This is a genomic window from Microcoleus sp. PH2017_24_DOB_U_A (genome assembly GCF_020738205.1).
Taxonomy (GTDB): domain Bacteria; phylum Cyanobacteriota; class Cyanobacteriia; order Cyanobacteriales; family Microcoleaceae; genus Microcoleus.
On the sequence record NZ_JAEQCT010000029.1, the window covers coordinates 144,484 to 163,671 of the forward strand.

Genomic DNA, 19,188 nt, shown 5'->3' on the forward strand with positions numbered 1-19,188 from the left:
AATTTGACAGGAATTCAAACCCCAAAAACCCGTAGGGGCGGGTTCACCAACAACCTTAAAAGTTACAAACAAGTGAAATAAACCCGCCCCCACCCACCGAAAATCCCCTTTAACTCCTGGTAATAGAATCCGGAGATCCCCCCTAACCCCCCTTAAGAAGGGGGGAACAAGAGCATTCAAAACCTCGGTTTTTAAGACGGGACAAGTATTCTCAAAGTCCCCCTTATTAAGGGGGATTTAGGGGGATCAAACCTCAACTGTCACCCAAATCTATGGCCGACTAAAGCCTCAAATTCAAACCAATAACTCCCCCTCTCCCCCTCTCCCTCTCTCCCCACCTCCCCCCCTTCCCCTTCTGCAAATGACAAAAAAAATTTTCATAACGGGTGCAAGTGGCTGTATCGGTCACTACATGGCCGAAACCTTGATTCAACAGACAAACCACGAACTCTACCTATTAGTTCGCAACCCCGATAAGCTAAAATTTGACTGGAAAGCGCGATCGGGCATCAATATCATACAAGCCGACATGAAAGATATTGAGCAATTTGCGGAACTGCTGCAAACAATAGACGTAGCAATTTTAGCAGCCACAGCTTGGGGAGGAACCCAAGAAGTTTTTGATGTCAACGTCACCAAAACTCTGCGCCTCATTCAACTACTTTCGCCCCAGACTTGCCAACAAGTAATATACTTTTCAACCGCCAGCATTCTCGGTAGAGATAACAACTTACTCAAAGAAGCCGGAGAACTGGGGACAGATTATGTTCGCTCCAAATACGATTGCATGACGCAATTATCAACGTTAACAAACGTGCCTCCAATTACCGCACTTTACCCAACCTTAGTATTAGGAGGAGATGCCGAAAAACCAGTTTCTCACCTATCATCCGGTTTGCCGCTTGTCGCCAAATGGATTGGTTTGATTCGCTGGCTGAAAGCAGATGGCAGTTTTCACTTCATCCACGGTGCAGACATTGCCACAGTAGTTAATTACTTAGTCGAACATCCGTCCGATTCCGAAGAACCGCGACATTTTGTACTCGGAAATCCGGCGATTACCGCGAACGAAGTTGTCGAACAAGCTTGCAAGTATTTGCATACAAAAATATTTTTTCGGATTACTCTGTCACCTTGGCTTGCCGATTTCTTTATTTGGTTGTTCCGAATTCAGATGGCTGCTTGGGATAGATTTTGTATCAGCTACCGCCATTTTACCTATCAAAATCTGGTCAATCCCGAAAGCATTGGATTGCCGAGTTACTGCGGCACAGTTGCTGATATGTTAAGAACTAGCGGAATTCCAGATAAAAATACAAAGTAGTCCGTACACTCCGCACCAATAATCGGACAGGCTAGAAGCCCATCCCACAATCTTTCTTGTGGGATGGGCTTCTAGCCCGTCCCTAATTCTTTATCCTATTCAACTCTACTATTTCAAATTCTTTTTTGCCTGATTCGGGCACTTTTGAAGCGATTATCGTCAATCAATGGTGAGATACGATAAGATATCAACATTTGCCAACTATAACAGGGAACTGCAAGCTAAAAATTGCGCCCATTATCTTTGTGTTAGGGGGTGTCGCCCCTTTCTAGATAGTCGATCGCGGGCAAGATCGTAATTTTAGCCTTAACATTAAATATTGAGAGTCGATCGAACTCTCAAACGCCAGCCAGATCGCAAGTCTTTTAGTGATGTGAGGTTTAACATACTATGCGAGTGCTTCTAGTTTACCCCCTGTTCCCGAAAACATTCTGGTCTTATGAGAAAATCCTAGAATTAGTCGATCGCAAAGTGCTGCTTCCACCGCTGGGTTTGGTCACAGTAGCAGCCATTCTACCCCAAGAATGGGAATTCAAGTTAGTCGATCGTAACATCCGACAAATCACCGAAGCAGAATGGGAATGGGCAGAGCTCGTTATTCTGTCAGCGATGATTGTCCAAAAAGAAGACTTGCTAGACATCATCCGCGAAGCCAAGCGGCGCGGTAAATCCGTAGCTTGTGGCGGCCCCTACCCAACTTCCGTACCCGAAGAGCCCCAAGCAGCCGGCATCGATTACCTGATTCTCGACGAAGGCGAAATCACCCTACCGATGTTCGTCGAAGCCATCGCGCGCGGTGAAAAAAGTGGAATTTATCGATCGGACGGCGTAAAACCCGATGTTACCACAACCCCTGTTCCCCGCTTCGACCTGCTGGAATTAGACAGCTACGACTCAATGTCGATTCAATTTTCCCGAGGCTGTCCCTTCCAGTGCGAATTCTGCGACATCATCGTCCTCTACGGGCGCAAACCCCGCACCAAAGAACCCCAACAATTAATAGCAGAATTAGACTGTCTCTACAACCTAGGTTGGCGTCGCGGCGTCTTCATGGTAGACGACAACTTTATCGGCAACAAACGCAGTGTCAAACTATTGCTAAAAGACTTAGAAGTCTGGCAAATAGAACACAAATTCCCCTTCAACTTCAACACAGAAGCATCCATCGACTTAGCCCAAGACCAAGAATTGATGGACATGATGGTGAAATGTCATTTCAACGCAGTATTCCTCGGAATTGAAACTCCCGACGAAGAAAGCTTGCAAATGACCAAGAAATTCCAAAATACTCGCAACTCCCTGATAGAATCAGTCGAATTAATTGCCAAATCAGGTTTGCGAGTCATGGCCGGATTCATCATCGGCTTCGACGGCGAAAAACCGGGCGCAGGCCAACGCATCGTCAACTTCGCCGAAGCAGCAGCAATTCCCAGTACAACCTTTGGAATGTTGCAAGCTTTACCGCACACTGCATTATCGCACCGACTAGCAAAAGAAGGCAGATTGCGCGACAAATCCGGCAATTTGAATCAGACTACATTAATGAACTTCATTCCCACGCGGCCGCTAGAAGACATCGCCAGGGAATATGTCCAAGCATTTTCTGACGTGTACGATGCTGAGAAATACTTAGACCGCACCTACCGCCACTTCTTGATGTTAGGTGCACCTACAGCAAATATACCATCAAGAATCCCCAGTTGGATCGACTTGCGAGCGCTGCTAACCGTAGTTTGGCGCCAAGGAGTCAAGCGTTCAACTCGGTGGAAGTTCTGGCATCATTTGTTCAGCATTATCAAACGCAATCCTGCCGTTTGGGATCACTATTTAACAGTATGCGCCCACAACGAGCATTTCCTGGAATACCGCCAAATTGTGCGGGATGAAATCGAAGAACAATTAGCCGAGTTTTTAGCTGACGAAGCTCAACAGGCTCAGCAAAAAGCCCTGATTGCTTCCCTTGCAGAAAAACAAGTGCAAGTAGTTTAAGATTTACATTTATCTGGAAGGGTAATCAGAAACCGGGTTTTTTACGAAGATCTTTCGTCGCAGTCGATAGATTAGGTAAAAACCCGGTTTCTTTGTGCGCTATGTGAGTATTTGTAGGGTGTGTTGTTATGAAAAGTCCCTAAATGCGATCGACAATTTCATGGATCTGAACCATACAGAATAGTTCAGAAAACAAGTATTGGGTTTCTTTCATCAGCTCTTAAAAAGAACAGGTGCGTCGCTATTAGATTGTCGCTCTTTCTTGAAGATTGTCAATGTATCCGCACCCTACTACTTTGCGTGCTAGAAATGTGAGTCAGAAACCGGGTTTTTTACGAATATCTTTCGTCGCAGTCGATAGATTAGGTAAAAACCCGGTTTCTTTGCTATAAGTGCATTAATCTCGTTTCCAGGCAGAGCCTGGAAATGTGATATCCTGCGGCTCTGCCGCCTCTTGAGAGGGTAATCTAGTTTAATATACTAGATAATTATGATATCATAGAATCCAAAACTTATTGACTCAAACTATATGACCACAATAACTACAATAACAACAGCCTCCCAACTAGCAGATTACTACATTTGGTTTGCCAATGACGTAGGCTCCTACCTCAGCAACCACAAGCTCCAAAAACTCTTGTACTACGCCCAAGCATGGTATCTAGCCTTTGAAGACACACCGCTTTTTGATGAGGATTTTGAAGCCTGGGTGCACGGGCCGACCATCCCGACTTTATTTTACGAATACAAAGAACAATTTGGATTTAAGCCAATTCTCAAAGAAGTCGAAAAACCCGAGTTTCCCGAAGAAGTACAAGAGTTTTTGGACGAATTATCCGATGAGTATTTTTTTTGCGATGCTTACGAGTTGGAATTGATGGTGCGCCGCGAAGACCCTTGGATTAAGGCGAGAGGTAACTTGCCAAAAGATGAACCTTCTCATGCTATTATTTCTAAGGAATCAATGAAAGACTTTTACAAAACCCGTGTCATCGAAGAAACCTAAAAAGGCAGATATACGCCGCCAGCAATCCTTATCTAGTATCAAGCGTCAAGATGTAAAAATACCAGAAGGAGTGAGTTTTTCTTTCAGGTACTATCAGGATGACAAAGATAAATTTTCACTAGCCAACAGAGATGCTAGATATCTAGCATCTCTATTGAGAAGGCTGCGGGATTTATCACAATTGAATTCTCAAGAAATCATCAATAATCAGAGTAAAAGCCTGCGCTGTCATGGCATAGCATGGCAAGATACAACTGAGCCTCATGGTTTTGGGATTCCCAACGAAGATGAGCTAGTCAATATCCCCTACCAGTTTCAAATATCTGCTAATGAATACGGTAGGGTACATGGATTTTTTAGTGAAAATATTTTTTATATTGTTTGGCTAGACCCAGACCACAATCTTTATAGTTGAAATCTCATAATTTTTAGCATTCAATCGATGTTATATCATATAATAAAAAACTTATTTAGCTAACTCACTGTAGTGTGAATCAGGGATTTTTTTAGTCCCGGTAGGGTGCGGCTCCATCAAAAATCCCCAAAAAATTGTACATCTGATAGAGCCGCACCACACAATAGTCAGGTGCGCCGCCTCACAAAGCCCCCATTATTCATCAAAAATATGACATATCGGCACCCTACTTCATAGCTTTTTCAACAGCAGATGTAGGCGCTTCGCCTTATTGAAGGGTACGCAGAGCAACGCAGGTGAATGCGAGATGATGGGCGGTAAATACTACTATTGGCCGCCCAACTTACTTCGACAGATAGAGACGATCGCGCCCGCAAATTATCAAAATCTAATAACAAGCTCAAAAATATCAAAATTCGCGATCGCCCTCAACCCCCCATGCAAGGAACCAATCACATCAGGACAGCAGCTCTACTAGGGCTTCTCAGCGGCCTTCTCGTTTTAGGAAGCTATTATTTAATCGGGAACGAACAAGGACTTTACATCGGTTTAGCATTAGCCGCCTTCAGCAGTTTTAGCTCTTGGTACTACTCCGATACCGCAGCATTAATGGCTTACCGCGCCCGCCCGATCGCCCGCAGCGAAGCACCCGAACTCTACGATATTGTAGCATCGCTGAGCGCCAAAGCCGAAATTCCCGTGCCGAAAATCTTTGTAGTTCCGACTCAATCTCCCAACGCATTCGCCACGGGAAGAGACCCGGAACACGCCACAATAGCAGTTACCGAAGGCATCATCAAACTGCTTTCCCGCGAAGAATTGGAAGGCGTTTTAGCGCACGAACTAACGCACATCCGCAACCGCGACACTCTCACTCAAGCAGTAGCCGGGACGATCGCCGGTGCGATTACATTTGTCGGGCGAATACTGACATTTGGAGCGCTTTACGGCCCGGTAACGCGGGACAGCAGACAAGGCCCGAATCCGTTTGGTTTGCTGTTTTTAATCATTTTAGCACCGCTATCAGCAACCTTAATTCAATTGGCGATTTCTCGGACGCGGGAATTTGCAGCCGATAGCGGTGCGGTGGAAATTACCAATAACCCGATCGGCTTAGCCAACGCGCTGCAAAAGTTGGAAAAAGTCGGCCGTGAAATTCCGATGCACGGGAATCCGGCGATGTCACCGCTGTTGATTGTGAATCCTCTTTCGGCGGTCGGTTTGCAGTCGCTTTTCCGGACTCACCCCTCTACCGAAGAGCGAATTCAGCGGCTTTTGACGATCGCGCAGCAGCAGCAAAATTCTCCGGTTATGGCATTCATGAGCGGGATTTAGTCGGTTGAAAATGCAGCAAGAATATTGAAAAACCAGGTTGTTTGAAGCAACTTGGTTTTTGTTTGTTTATAACTAATTAAGTACGGCGATCGCACTCAAACCCCATTCATTTTTCTTTTTGTTAAACTTTTTGACAACGGCAACATTAACTGTGCGATCGTCTTGCAACTGAGAAGCTAATTCATGAGGAACATAAACATCCTCTACAAACCCAAAACCACTTTGATGCAAGCGAAAACGACCTGTTTTAGAAGAAATACTATCAAAGGGTTTGCCCGATTCGCGTTTCTCAACCGCAACCACCGTTAGCCGATCGCCGTTTTGATCGACAGTCACCCTCACGGGCGCGCCCACTCCCAGATTTAAACTGTTCAGCATTCCCCGATCGGGGGTAACAACTTCTTCATATCCACTCTGAGAAAAAAAACCAAATTTGAGCATCATTTTTCCAGTTTTTGCTGCAAATATCTCCAGAAAGTTAGCATGAAATCGCGGGCAATTTTGCCAAATTACTTTTTCGGCATCAGCAGCTATATTTTCTAACACTTCCTCTACGTTAGAGAGATTTCCTGTACCAGCGTACCAACTAGCAGTCAACAGGTTTCGTAGCGATTCGGGGATTTTCCATCCGTTATTATTGCGAACATTAAAAGCTCGATCAGCAGCCCATTTAGCCACTTTCCATTGTCCTTTATTTGCTGCGAGTCGGCTGAGATCCTCAAAAACACCAACACCAAAATTTTCATCCCTGCAAGTCAAACATGCTTTTGCACAAAGTGCCAATGCTAGGTTAGGATCGGAGGTTTCCACTACTTTAGCTAATGCGTGCCACGCCCAATAATCGCTACGCTTCTGCTTTACAAAAGAAACCAGCAGTTTTTGAGCTTCTGCCGATCTCCCCAAACGACTTAGTAATAAAGCCTTGCGATAATTCAGCCATTCCGGTTTTTGAACTTTGGCGCGATCGAGTGTAACATCTATCAATTTAATTGCAAAATTTTGTAATTCTCGTGCATCAGGGTAATCTTGAACAGTCAATTCACAAGAAATCTTTGCCACTTCTCTTGCTGTTTTCTCAACCAGCGACTCAAAAACTTTACCGTCATTACCAGTAGAACTCTGAAAGTCTTCCGATCGAAAACTGTCAACACCAGCCCATTTTACAAACTTTGGTAAAAACTTGATTTGCTTTGGAAATCGCAGAATTTGGGATAGCAAAAGACTAAACAGCAAATCCGGTCGAGTCAGCTTGAGTTTGTAATATTCCGCCAATATTTGCCTAAGTTGGCTGACAGATTCCTCTGTATCTGTGGATTGAGATTGATTAGCAACCTCTACCAATTTTTTTACTTTGTCATAGAGAACCCAACCAACACTGCTAGCCAGGAATTTGTCATCTGGATGCTGTTTAAGTAGTTCGTATCCTCTGGAATAGGCTTCATCTATCCGTCCAGATTTTCTCAAATTTGTGATTTCTTCAGTTAGATTCGACATTTGCTATAACTCCAGTGCGAGGCGAACTAATTCTGCGGCTTGTACATTTGTGTAGGCGATCGGGCAAACTTGCGTCACAAAACCATCTCCATCATAGAAAACTTGCAGTTTGAGAGTACCAATTTCTGATTGCAGATAGTAAAATTGATGGTAATCATGGTGTTCAATTCCCCAGATGGCTATTTTGTGTGAGTTGAGTTTGGCTTTGATTAGCTCGTGAACAGTTTGCTGAAATTCGTTTCCTAATCGCAGCTTGGATGTAATAGCATCGCGAACTAAAGCTGCGAATTCAATCGGTTCAGATTTCACATTTTCAATTCGCGTTACCTGAAATTTCCCATTGTAATGCAAGCGAATAGAACACGATGCATTCCCGTCTTCTGAGCTAAAACCATAAACTTCCTGATAACTATTATGCTTGTATGAATTTACATTAATTCGATAGACTGTCAGAATTTGCACGAGATACAAGTAAAGATTTTTTAAAGGTTTTTCCAGGATAGGGAAAGCCGAAATATTTGCATTGCCTGATTCTGAATCAGGATCGAATGCAATCATATCCTTAAAAAAAACTGAATCTAGTTTGCCTTGACTGTTATTCCAAGTTGCTTTAAAAAATGGTGTAATCGAGGGAAGATTCAAGAGGAAAAGTCGATTTTTGACTACCGAAAACAAGGTATAAACCCATCGAAAATAAGCGACATTTGTTTTTCCCTGGCCGGTATCCATATTCGCGATCGCAGTCTTAAACTGCTGTCCCTGGGCGCGATGCAGAGTAATCGCGTACCCAAACCTCAGACGGGCTGCGTTCAAGTACGGATCGCTGCGTAGAAACTTTGCTAATTCGCTAGAAGTGTCCGATTCCTCTGATGCTATTACCTGTTTCTGCTGTTGTTTAAATTTGCTAATTGCTGCAACCCGTAAAGCTACAAGTGTGTCCTTGTCAACTTCCGGCTTTTCGGCATACAAATAATCTCTCAGACAGAGAAACTCAACCTCTTTACCGCTCTCAAGTAACCGCACTCGAATCCGCAAAAAATTTACCCTAACTGACTGTTCGCGTCCTTTGAGCGGTTGAGTTAAGGGTGAAATATTAGGATTAACTGCTATGACTTCAGCAAAAGAGTTGTTTGATATATAAGTTTGCTCTAGCTGTTGTCTATCTACTTCGACAGGGCTGTTGTGGATATGTACGATATCGCCTGCAACGAGTTCTTTACCTAGATTTAAAAACTCTTGTCTAACCTGATTGTTGATGCGGTTAACCAATTCGTTGGTGAAAACTATAAACTTGGTGGATTTGGAATCTTCCAGGAATACAGTTCTCGATACCTCTTCTTCATTTGACCGCTCGACTATTTGGATGCAATTCGAGCCATCGGCGATCGCTGCGAGCTGATTAAATCTAGAAAAATGGATACTTTGAGCGATTTGTTGACAATTTTTGACAAACAAATTTTGCTCTTGTCCTGGAAGTATAAACTCAAGATTGATTTGCTCTATCTCACCACTGAGCGCAGCCTGCAAGCGCTCGTAACACAGTGCCGATTCATCAGTTTTACCTCTCGTTAGCTGGAACAGATCGCCCAGGAAAATCACCTGTCTTTTCGTCTTTTCGATCTCCGTATATTCCAAGAAATCTGTAAGGAGTTGTCCACTACCGTAACGAAAAACATCATTTTCAAACTGTGCATCCGATATCAGGTGGGCATCACCGACGATGTAAACTTGTTGCTCAGTCTCCTGATTTTTGTTCAATCCATAGACAAGCTGCTCCTTCTCTACTTTCGAGTTTTTTGTGAATATATGTGAGTAAATACTCTTTGACTCAACTGGATAAACAGATGCAATCTTACTGTTAGGCGCAAGCACCGAGCAATTTCGCTTTAAGGATCTAGATGCATCAACTATCGCTTTTTGCAGAAGATGCAAACCTGTTCCCATCATCCCAGTCACGATTAAAATCTTCTTTGAAGAACCTAAAAATTGCTCAATGCCAGAAACTACAGATTCAAGAGACTTAGGTAACTCAACTTTAGCATTATCAACTGCTGATAAAGAGTCAGGAATTGCTTTAGTACCCAACCCTACAGGGACATACTCAGGAATATAAAAATGTTGAACGATGTCTGCCAAATCTTGATGAGAAAGATTGATTTCTCGGCTAGTGATTTGAGATAACCGCTGTAGGGTGCCAGCGAAGTCAACAACATGAAACCACCTTTCAATATTAGGTGATAGCTGTCTTTCGTCAAAGGTAATCGGTTTGTGAAAAAGCACTAACCCAGATATATGTCCTAAATCTGGTTGTCTATCTGACGGGAATCTAATTTTTTTTAAATAGTTGAGTAGCGCAAATTTGTTATCTCTGACTTGAATAAATGGATTTGGCCTGCTTCCCCCTCTAACCGGAACTTCCCCCGCAAGCCACGGCCCATTTTCTGAAAAAGTAATATTTCCCCCGTAGTCTTTGAAGTCGATAACAGTAATGCTGTTTTTTTTCAGAATTGCTGCATCAATTTCGCTTCCTTCACAGTAGAAGTTTCCTAACAGAATTATCAAATCTTGTGAATCGCCCCATTCCCGTTCCAATTCGTTTAGCAAGTCATCGAATATACGGTTCTCATGGGTGGTCTCGTAAGCCTGTGTTCTATATACTTTAACAGTCATAGCTCAATCACGATTAACTTTACTAGCCAAATATTCTCATAGGTTGAGTACCGCTAGCAATAGTTTTCAGGGAAAAGCAGTTTTTCTCAGCGAATCTAGTAACTCGCTCAATTCTTCTGTAGCCTATTTTACAGCGTAACAGCCGATTGTTTACAGCTCTCAGGAGTGCAGGGACTTCCGCACTCCTGGAATCTGTAAACCTTTCCCACGAAGCTAATCCAGGGTTTAGACTAGAAGACTCACCCAGAGGCTACTGTTGCATGACTTTTGAGAATTAGTATTAGATGAGAATTCTAAAATTTTTGCGATTTCCTCAGGTTCACCAATATATTTGATCGTAGCGTTGGACTCAGAAAAAACTTGCAACTAAAAAACGCAGATGATTTGGACTCATCTGCGTTAATCAGTGGTTAAATTAACAGGATTTACGCACTCCGACAAAGAAACCGGGTTTTTTCAGAATCTGTCGCCTACAGCAAAGTATTCTCGTAAAAACCCGGTTTCTGTACCCAATGTGTAAGTCTTATAAAATAGATATAAAATATAAATTGATGCTGCTAGCAATGGAGTCATCCCATGACCGCAACAATTCCTGCTCAAACTTTGCCAGAAATCATCTACCCAGACAGCGACGGAAAACCCATGTCTGACAATACCAAACAATTTCAATTAATCGTAAAAATTCAAGGCGGAATAGATGCTTTATTCAAAGACAACGAAAATGTCTTTGTAGCAGGTGATTTACTGTGGTATCCCGTCGAAGGAGATAACAAAACTCGCCAAGCGCCTGATACTATGGTAGTCTTTGGCAGACCCAAAGGTGATAGGGGTTCCTACCAACAGTGGCTTGAAGATAATATTGCGCCGCAAGTTGTCTTTGAAATCATTTCGCCGGGAAACCGACTGGGAGAAATGTTTAAGCTGTTTAAGTTCTACGAGAATTATGGAGTCGAAGAATATTATATCTATGCTCCAGAGGATAATGAGTTAATGGGTTGGCTGCGAAGTGACGGAGAACTCAACTATATTGAATCAATAGAAGGTTGGGTAAGTCCGCGTTTGGAGATCCGTTTTGAAACTGCATCGGGAGATTTGGAAATTTATCGTCCCGACGGACTGAAGTTTTTATCTTATGTGGAGTTGTCAAGACAAATGGAACAAGCACAGCAAAAAGCCGATCGCCTTTCTGAAAAACTGCGAGAAATGGGGATAAATCCAGAGGAAATTTTAAGCTGAATTATCTCTACAATGGTTTAATTTAACAGGAATTACGCACTCCGAATAAAGAAACCGGGTTTTTTCCGAATCTCTCGGCTACAGCCAATTATTCTGGTAAAAACCCGGTTTCTGGACTCTCATTCGTAAGTCCGATTAAACCCTTTTAAACTCAAGCCGCAGCCTTATCTAAAGACTTCACTTCAGCGAGTAATTTGTGCAAAGCCTCACCTTCCACCACTTCAGTTTCCAACAGTTGCTGCGTGATTGTTTCCAACAATTCCCGATTAGTTTTCAGAATATCCAAAGCTTGCTGATGTGCAGTTTCGACAATTTCTTTGACTTCTTGATCGATCGCCTCAGCAGTCTGAGCACTCACCGCACGGCGGGCATTTCCCATGCCATCGCCTAGGAATGATTGTTGAGCGCGATCGTAAGCCAGAGGCCCCAAAACCTTACTCATACCGTAAGTTGTTACCATCCGTTCCGCTAAATCAGTCGCCCTTTGCAAGTCGTTTGAAGCGCCAGTAGTGATGCTACCAAACACGACTTCCTCAGCCGATCGCCCGCCAAGCAGTGTAGCAATTTGCCCGCGCAACTCCGATTCATCCAACAAGAAACGGTCTTCAGTCGGTAATTGCAACGTGTAACCCAATGCAGCCATACCGCGCGGGACGATCGAGATTTTCGCCACTTCGCCGCCGCCAGTCATCACAGCGCCAACCATGGCGTGCCCGACTTCGTGGTAAGCCACAATCTTTTTCTCTTTTTCGTTGAGCACCCGGCTTTTCTTTTCCAAGCCAGCTACAACGCGCTCAAACGCTTCATAAAAGTCTTCTTGCGCTACAGTGAGACGCTTGTTGCGGGCAGCTAGCAAGGCAGCTTCATTGACCAAATTTGCCAAGTCTGCGCCCGAAAAACCGGGGGTACGAGTGGCGACTGCCTTCAAGTCAATATCCGGGCCCAACTTCACTTTTTGAGAGTGAATGTTCAAAATTGCTTCGCGGCCGGATAAGTCCGGGCGATCGACTAAAACTTGGCGATCGAAACGGCCGGGGCGCAACAAAGCAGCATCCAAACTTTCCGGGCGGTTCGTTGCAGCGAGTACAATTACCGTAGTATTGCCCGCTGCAAAACCATCCATTTCAGTTAATAGTTGATTGAGAGTTTGTTCGCGTTCGTCATTCCCGCCAAACGCCGCGTTAGTGCTGCGAGATTTGCCGATCGCATCCAATTCATCAATGAAAATAATACAAGGAGCCTGTTTCTTAGCCTGCTCGAATAAATCTCGGACTCTTGCAGAACCGACGCCTACAAACAGTTCCACAAACTCCGAACCGGAGATGCTGAAAAAAGGCACGCCAGCTTCACCAGCCACTGCTTTTGCTAACAGCGTTTTGCCAGTTCCCGGCGGCCCGACTAACAGCACGCCCTTCGGAATTCGCGCGCCAATTGCCGTGAATCTGTCGGGAGTTTTCAGGAACTCAACAACTTCGACTAATTCAGTTTTAGCTTCCTCTACTCCAGCGACATCAGCAAAAGTAATTTTCGCAGATTCGCCTTCTACGTAGACCTTAGCCTTGCTTTTGCCGATCGACAGCGCACCCTGTGGCCCACCACCGCCCCGGTTCATGAAAAATTGAAATATTGCTACAAAAATCAGTGGCGGAACGACCCAGCTTAAAACACTGCCGATCCAGCCATTTTTAGAAGGCGGAGTTGCCGCAAATTCAACGCCTTTTTCTTGCAAAAGTTTAGGCAGTTCCAGGTCAAAAATTGGCGTAGTTGACAAAACTTGTCCTGGTTTGTCGCCTTCGCCTTTGAGTTGGTAACGAATTTCATTTTGACCTACCGAAGCTCTGACTACATCTTGTTCTTGGACTTGATGGACGAACAAACTGTAAGGCACTTGGGGAATTTGTGGCCCTAACAAATTGGGCAAAAAGATGTTTGCCAGTAAAAACAGACTTGATAGCAATAACACGATATTGCTGATTTGGCGAAAACGAGGGGGTTGGGGCTGGTCTTTAATTGCCATTGATAAGTGTCATCCTTTTAGTTAATTTTGTTTTATTCATATATTTTGCCATCAAAAGTGCGCGGAGTGCTAAGCGGATTTCCTCACTTGATTAGTCGGTTAACCGGGCTGCACTGATTGGGCATGAAAAACGAACCGCGAAGACGCGAAGAACACGAAGGAAGAGCAGAAAGTTATAGTTATAAATTATTGGTTGATAGTTAATGAATGGTTTTTACTTCAGAATCCCTTTAAGATTCTCTCGCTCTTTTCTTGCTTCGCGCCCTACCCTACGGGAACGGCTTCGCCGAACGTGTCTTCGCGGTTCGATATATTAGAATTCTGGCTAACCGCCCGAGACATTCTTAGCAAACTCTTCGCGTCCAGAAACTAAATTAGCTGGAACGCCGTTAGGGAAACTTTGCGCGATTAAAGCTTGCAACTTTTCAACTCGATTCTCAGGATTCGGGTGAGAGCTCAAAAACTCCGGCGGCGCTTCGCCATTCCTAGCAGAACCGAGAATTTGCATCACCTCAACAATACCTCTAGGATCGTAACCCGCTTCTGTCATAAACTGAAAACCGAGCCGATCGCTCTCAAGTTCATCTGCTCTACCGTACCGCAAACCGACAACTTGATTGACAGCTTGAGCAATTAATGCTGCTTGTTGTCCGCCACCGCGATCGTCAGTAGTCGCCACCCCAACCGCCGTTACCAAAGACCTGCCCAACTGCTGTTTTGCAAGGTGTTCCGCAGCGTGTCGCCCCACAACGTGACCGCTTTCGTGCCCCAGTACAGCCGCCAACTGAGCCTCTGAATTCAGCAGCCGCATCAGTCCGGCGGTAATGAAAACTTGTCCCCCGGGGAGAGCAAAAGCATTGACAGTTTTGGAGTCTCGCAGCAGGTGGAATTCAAACGGATAACCGGCTTTTTTCGCCTCTGAACCGTTGACAACTCGTTCTCCTACTCGATCGACATATTGTTGAATACTCTGGCCCGGATAAAGCCCGCCGTATTGAGCCGCCATTTTGTCTCGCGCCTCCAATCCCAAAACTACCTCTTGGCGGGGAGAAAGCTGCACCCGCTGTTTCTCTCCAGTGACGGGATTTTGTACGCTGCTGGTAAAATAGGTGATAGCCCCAAAAAATGCCATTAATAAGCCGATCGCGAATCGGAATAAAAATCTACTCACAGGCGTTTACCTAAAAAGTTTAGCCTGTACGCTACCAGAGAGACAGCTACCTCCACATCTATCTGAAGTATCAACAATGAAAATTGGTTCGTAGTGAGGACTTTAGTCCGCATTTTTCCGAGGACTAAAGTCCTGACTACGAACCGTTTTGAGTGCGGGTAATTTACCAATTCCCAATTACTAATTCCCAATTCCCAATTCCCAATTACCAATTCCCAATTCCCAATTCCCAATTACCAATTCCCAATTCCCAATTACCAATTACCAATTACCAAATTTCCCATGTTTCAAACTACTCGCCGCCGCCTTGCTATTTGGTATACTGCCGTTACTGCTGTATTGTTACTTGTATTCGCCACTGGTTTCTATTTCTACGTTCGCAATACTTTGATCGATCGCATTGACGACACTCTCAATCACGTTGTAGAAATAGTAGAGCGAACTCTCGCGATCGAACCGGTAACTTCCCCGAGTAAGGGTGCTAAAACTAAGTTGCAAGTTAATATTCAAACGAGTTTTCGAGATAGCAGCGACGCAGTAGAAGACGACCACATCGATCTAGAATGGTTCAGTCCTACGGGCGAGTTGCTGTGGTCTACTTTGTCGGAACCGCTGAATGTTCCGATTCGCGCTAACCGCACGGGCGAAACGGTTTGGATAATTAATAATAAGTTGCAGCCGGATCAAAACTATTCTCTCAGACAAGTTACGCAGCGTGTGGAAATCGGCCGCCAAGTTTTGGGATATTTGCGAGTCAGCCATCCTTGGTTTGAAGTGACAAAACCGATCCGACAATTAATTTTTGATTTGATTTTGGGCGCGAGTTTAACTTTAATTTGTGTGGCCGCTATTGGCTGGTTGCTGTCGGGATTGGCGATCGCACCTGTGAGAGAATCTTACAGTCGTCTTAAACAGTTTACCGCCGATGCTTCCCACGAACTCAGAAATCCGATCGCCACTATTCAAACAAATGTCCAAGTAGCCTTGGCAGAACCGGACATCGAACCGCAGCAACACCAACAGCTACAGGTTATCGAACGCCTGACGCGCCGTTTGGGGCGGTTGGTTGACGATTTGCTATTTTTGGCCAGACAAGACAGCGGAATCGTGCAGCAGCAGTGGGTTGATGTTCCTCTCGATGCTTTGTTGATGGAGGTAATTGAAGAACAAATGGCGATCGCCCTTACCCAAAAAATCTCTCTCTGTTTGGAAATAATCGATTCGCCCGACACTGAAAATAACTTTACAGTTTTAGGCGACTGGGATCAACTAGCGCGACTGTTTACCAATCTTGTCAGCAACGCGGTGCAGTACACGCCATCGGGCGGCGAAATTGAAGTAGAATTGCAGTTGGCAGCTAAAAACAAAAGAAATTCGTCGGCGATCAATTCTGCACTGCAAATCAAAGTCACAGACACCGGCATGGGGATTGCCCCGGAAGCGCTACCGCATTTGTTCGATCGATTTTACCGCGCCGATCCCGCCCGCACCCACCGCAGCGCCGCCGGTTCTGGTTTAGGATTAGCCATAGCCAAAGCCATTGTCGAAAACCACCGCGGCCAAATCCGGATTGACAGCCAAGTCGATCGGGGAACCGCTGTTACCGTCACCATCCCCGCCCACAAATCAGCAGAAATCCGCCTCTAAACCTCTCTTCCTCTGTGCCCTCTGCGCCCTCTGCGGTTGATCCAAAAAATCTATCCCTCAAACCCTGATTCTTTCTACCTTGCGCCCAAACCCAGCTATTAAAATTCAATTCGGGCATAGATTAACATAAACTTTGTTGGAAATCTCGATCGAACTCGTGAGGAGTTATTTATGTTTCGCCACAATCTACCGTTCAAAAAAATCAGCTTGCTAGCAGCCACCTGCGGCGGTTTACTCGTCAGTCTCGCAACACTTGGACAAGCCGGCGGCCCCCCGCCCCAACCAGGAAAACCCGTATCCCAACCCGCAGCCACTCCCGCACCTGGAAAGCCTGTCAGCGAACCGAGTCCCGCTGCGAGTCCCAGCCCCGCTGCGAGTCCCAAGCCCAGCGGGATGCCCGCCACACCCCAAGATGCCCCCGCCCGATTCCCGATGCCAAGTGCGCGAGTTACGCCGATGGAGGGCATGGTAGTAATTAAACTCGTGAATACCACCAATGCCGTCATCAATTATCAAGTCATTGGTGTTACTCCACCGCGCACTCTGGGCGAACAATCGGAAATTTTACTGAAAAACATCAAAGTACCAATCACCTTCACTTACCAGCGCCCAGACGGCGGATTGCTGTTGGTGCGCCCGCAAGCAACCGCTACGCCGGGAATGTTGCAAGTCAGCTTTGGCGCAACAACAGACTTGGGCGTTGATACAAAATCGATGGAAATTCAGGAAGATGGCAAGGTAATTTTGAATTAAGTTGACTGGTTGACGGTTGACGGTTGACGGCAAAAGAGGAGACGGCATTGCCGTTTCCCTACCTTGAAATAATCATTAATATTCCATAACAGATGTAACCATCGCCCGATTAATTGTAGGGAAACGGCACTGCCGTATCCTGATTTCAGGTAATGGTAAAATCAACCGAATTGGATGATAAAGTTGCCCTCAGTGCGATCGAATATAACCATCAATCGCACGGCAGAAGAGGAGACGGCGATGCCGTTTCCCTACCCCAAAATAATCCATCAAACTCAATGACATCTGTAATCATCGCCCGATTGATTGTAGGGAAACGGCACTGCCGTGTCCTGATTTTTGCCGTGTCCTAATTTCTACCTAATTTCTGCCGTATCTTTCAATCAGCTAGTGACAAAGGAGGTAACTTAGTAAAAGGTAAATCCTCATTAACTGCATCAATTTCTTCCTGTTCTCTTTCATTAATTTGACCGATATAAGACTTAAGAATTTGCGCCAGACGGTTGTTATAAAATCGGTGCAAACTATAATTTGGCGTAGCTGGAAAGCCGCGCCGTTTTTTGTGCCTGCCGCCCGCACCCGGATCGAAGGTTTGGATGCCTCGATCGATCGCCCATTCGATCGGTGTATAGTAACAAGCATCGAAGTGTAGGCAGTCAATTTCTTGCAAACTGCCCCAATAACGTCCGTACATTCGATCGCCCTTATACAGACAAAAAGACATTCCCATCGGCTGTCTCTCGTCTTCCTTATCATAGGCGGCGACAAATAAAACGCGATCGCGATAATTGTCATGCAACTGTTCAAAAAACCGCTTAGTCAAATACTTGCTTCCCCACCAGCCAAACTTGTCGCAAGTATTCTCATAAAAAGCATACATTTGCCCAAACATCGCTTGCGGAATTTCATCACCAGTCAAAGTTTTCACTAACAAACCTGCTGTTTCCACAGCCTTGCGTTCGCGCTTGATATTGCGGCGCTGGTTGGCATTAAATGCGCCTAGATAGTTGTCAAAATTTTGATAGCTTTGATTTTGCCAAATATAACTGTGGTGCAGCCAAGCGCTAAAACCATGTTGTTCCATTCTGGCGCGCCAGACGGGATCGACATACAGGAAATTGCAACCGGAGATATTGTGGCGATCGCAAAAATGGTCGATCGCACTTACCATTATGCCAGTTAACTCATCTTCATCTTCCCCCGGCGCAATCAAAAAACGATACCCTTCCGCCGGAGTAAACGGCGTCATTCCCATCAATTTCGGATAGTATTCAATACCCAAACGTTGAGCTAAATCGGCCCATTGATTATCGAATACAAATTCGCCGTAACTGTGACTTTTGACATAAAGCGGCGCACAAGCAATCAACTCTTTGTCTCGCCAGACAGTCAAGTGATGTGGTAGCCAACCGTTTTTACCTGTCGCGCTACCGGAAGTTTCGAGATTATTCAGCCAATCCCATTCGAGAAAAGGCGTTTTTAGCGGCATCGCCAAGGCATCCCAGGATGCTTGCGGGATGTCAGCTAGTTTGCTAATCCAGGCTACAGAATATTGAGGTTTCGGCTGTTTCAGCATAGGGAGATTTGAACGTAGAGCGATCGAACTTTATTTAACTTAATACAATTTCCCCTGCTTGTGTAATTACTCGCCACAGGCAAGATGCCTGTGCCACAAATGTTGTGGGGTGGGCTTCTAGCCCGCCCCAACTCTATAATGCAAAAACACCTCACCTCCCACCTGTTTAACCGTCAAAAGCTCTAATTTCGGCGCTAAATCGGCTAAAAAACCCTTTCCCTCCACAGGTGTCGGTGCATCCACGCCACCCAAAATTAGCGGGCATACCGTCAGCCAGAGCTCGTCTATCAAGCCCGCAGCGAGCACAGACGCGACGAGTTTTCCGCCTCCCAAAATTGCCAAACGTTTGATACCGAGGGTTTCTAGCTGCTGAAACGCATCAATCCAATCGATTTCTCCCTCGATGGTGTTGGTTGTTAAAGTGCGATCGAACTTACCGATTGCACCATTTTCAAGAACAGGCAAGATGCCTGTTCCACAAGACAATTCATCTATTGTGGAACGGGCTTCTAGCCCGTGCTCAGCAACAGGCAAGATGCCTGTTCCACAAGACAA

General features: G+C 45.2%; 16 protein-coding genes. 9 read left to right on the plus strand and 7 right to left on the minus strand.

The genetic code is table 11. The features are described 5' to 3' along the window. Positions 1 to 361 precede the first annotated feature (361 nt). The 5 genes from JGK07_RS07290 to JGK07_RS07310 all read left to right on the plus strand — a co-directional run bounded on the left by JGK07_RS07290 (position 362) and on the right by JGK07_RS07310 (position 6,069). Entirely contained in the window at positions 362 to 1,324 is a 963-nt protein-coding gene (locus tag JGK07_RS07290) for an NAD(P)-dependent oxidoreductase (RefSeq protein WP_293205112.1), read from the plus strand. Between the two features lie 390 nt (positions 1,325 to 1,714). Further along, positions 1,715 to 3,313 carry a B12-binding domain-containing radical SAM protein gene (locus JGK07_RS07295; RefSeq protein WP_293185479.1) on the plus strand — a complete coding sequence of 533 codons (1,599 nt, stop codon included), beginning with the start codon at positions 1,715 to 1,717 and terminating at the stop codon, positions 3,311 to 3,313. Positions 3,314 to 3,842: 529 nt separating this feature from the next. Continuing rightward, positions 3,843 to 4,319, plus strand: a complete 477-nt coding sequence (locus JGK07_RS07300; protein WP_293224184.1) for a type II toxin-antitoxin system antitoxin SocA domain-containing protein — start codon at positions 3,843 to 3,845, stop codon at positions 4,317 to 4,319. Beyond that, positions 4,300 to 4,734 (plus strand): hypothetical protein, encoded by a 435-nt coding sequence (locus tag JGK07_RS07305; RefSeq protein WP_293185481.1) that lies wholly within the window; start codon positions 4,300 to 4,302, stop codon positions 4,732 to 4,734. The genes JGK07_RS07300 and JGK07_RS07305 overlap by 20 nt, the downstream gene beginning before the upstream one ends. Positions 4,735 to 5,172: 438 nt before the next feature. Next, on the plus strand, positions 5,173 to 6,069 hold the full coding sequence (locus tag JGK07_RS07310; protein WP_293185526.1) for a M48 family metalloprotease: 897 nt from the start codon (positions 5,173 to 5,175) through the stop codon (positions 6,067 to 6,069). Between the two features lie 72 nt (positions 6,070 to 6,141). Here the strand turns inward: JGK07_RS07310 and JGK07_RS07315 are convergent, their stop codons facing one another. Then, positions 6,142 to 7,563 carry a hypothetical protein gene (locus tag JGK07_RS07315; protein ID WP_293224186.1) on the minus strand — a complete coding sequence of 474 codons (1,422 nt, stop codon included), beginning with the start codon at positions 7,561 to 7,563 and terminating at the stop codon, positions 6,142 to 6,144. Between the two features lie 3 nt (positions 7,564 to 7,566). Next, positions 7,567 to 10,233, minus strand: coding sequence for an NERD domain-containing protein (locus tag JGK07_RS07320; protein WP_293224188.1), 2,667 nt, complete (start codon positions 10,231 to 10,233; stop codon positions 7,567 to 7,569). 576 nt (positions 10,234 to 10,809) lie between these two features. Here JGK07_RS07320 and JGK07_RS07325 point away from each other — a divergent pair. Further along, positions 10,810 to 11,469, plus strand: coding sequence for a Uma2 family endonuclease (locus tag JGK07_RS07325; RefSeq protein WP_293224190.1), 660 nt, complete (start codon positions 10,810 to 10,812; stop codon positions 11,467 to 11,469). Positions 11,470 to 11,620: 151 nt separating this feature from the next. Here JGK07_RS07325 and ftsH4 read toward each other — a convergent pair whose 3' ends face one another. The 3 genes from ftsH4 to JGK07_RS07340 form a co-directional block, all read right to left on the minus strand. After that, the gene (ftsH4, locus tag JGK07_RS07330) at positions 11,621 to 13,486 is read right to left on the minus strand and encodes an ATP-dependent zinc metalloprotease FtsH4 (RefSeq protein ID WP_293242015.1); all 1,866 of its coding nucleotides are present in this window, start codon (positions 13,484 to 13,486) and stop codon (positions 11,621 to 11,623) included. A 325-nt stretch (positions 13,487 to 13,811) separates the two neighbouring features. After that, positions 13,812 to 14,657: a M48 family metalloprotease gene (locus JGK07_RS07335; RefSeq protein WP_293198177.1), complete on the minus strand. Its 846-nt coding sequence runs from the start codon at positions 14,655 to 14,657 to the stop codon at positions 13,812 to 13,814. Further along, entirely contained in the window at positions 14,654 to 14,890 is a 237-nt protein-coding gene (locus JGK07_RS07340) for a hypothetical protein (RefSeq protein ID WP_293185494.1), read from the minus strand. The genes JGK07_RS07335 and JGK07_RS07340 overlap by 4 nt, the downstream gene beginning before the upstream one ends. A 49-nt stretch (positions 14,891 to 14,939) precedes the next feature. Between JGK07_RS07340 and JGK07_RS07345 the strand changes: the two genes are divergently transcribed. The 3 genes from JGK07_RS07345 to JGK07_RS07355 all read left to right on the plus strand — a co-directional run bounded on the left by JGK07_RS07345 (position 14,940) and on the right by JGK07_RS07355 (position 17,410). Further along, positions 14,940 to 16,304, plus strand: a complete 1,365-nt coding sequence (locus JGK07_RS07345; RefSeq protein WP_293185496.1) for an ATP-binding protein — start codon at positions 14,940 to 14,942, stop codon at positions 16,302 to 16,304. A 171-nt stretch (positions 16,305 to 16,475) separates the two neighbouring features. After that, complete coding sequence (locus tag JGK07_RS07350) at positions 16,476 to 17,057, plus strand: hypothetical protein (protein WP_293189237.1); 582 nt, start codon at positions 16,476 to 16,478, stop codon at positions 17,055 to 17,057. 152 nt (positions 17,058 to 17,209) lie between these two features. Next, positions 17,210 to 17,410, plus strand: a complete 201-nt coding sequence (locus tag JGK07_RS07355; protein WP_293185499.1) for a hypothetical protein — start codon at positions 17,210 to 17,212, stop codon at positions 17,408 to 17,410. Between the two features lie 26 nt (positions 17,411 to 17,436). On the opposite strand, the gene JGK07_RS07360 is transcribed toward JGK07_RS07355, so the two are convergent. Both JGK07_RS07360 and JGK07_RS07365 read right to left on the minus strand, forming a co-directional pair. Next, entirely contained in the window at positions 17,437 to 18,633 is a 1,197-nt protein-coding gene (locus JGK07_RS07360; RefSeq protein WP_293242012.1) for a GNAT family N-acetyltransferase, read from the minus strand. Positions 18,634 to 18,750: 117 nt separating this feature from the next. After that, positions 18,751 to 19,188: dihydrofolate reductase family protein (locus JGK07_RS07365; protein ID WP_293185501.1), on the minus strand; the 438-nt coding region annotated here is incomplete at its 5' end.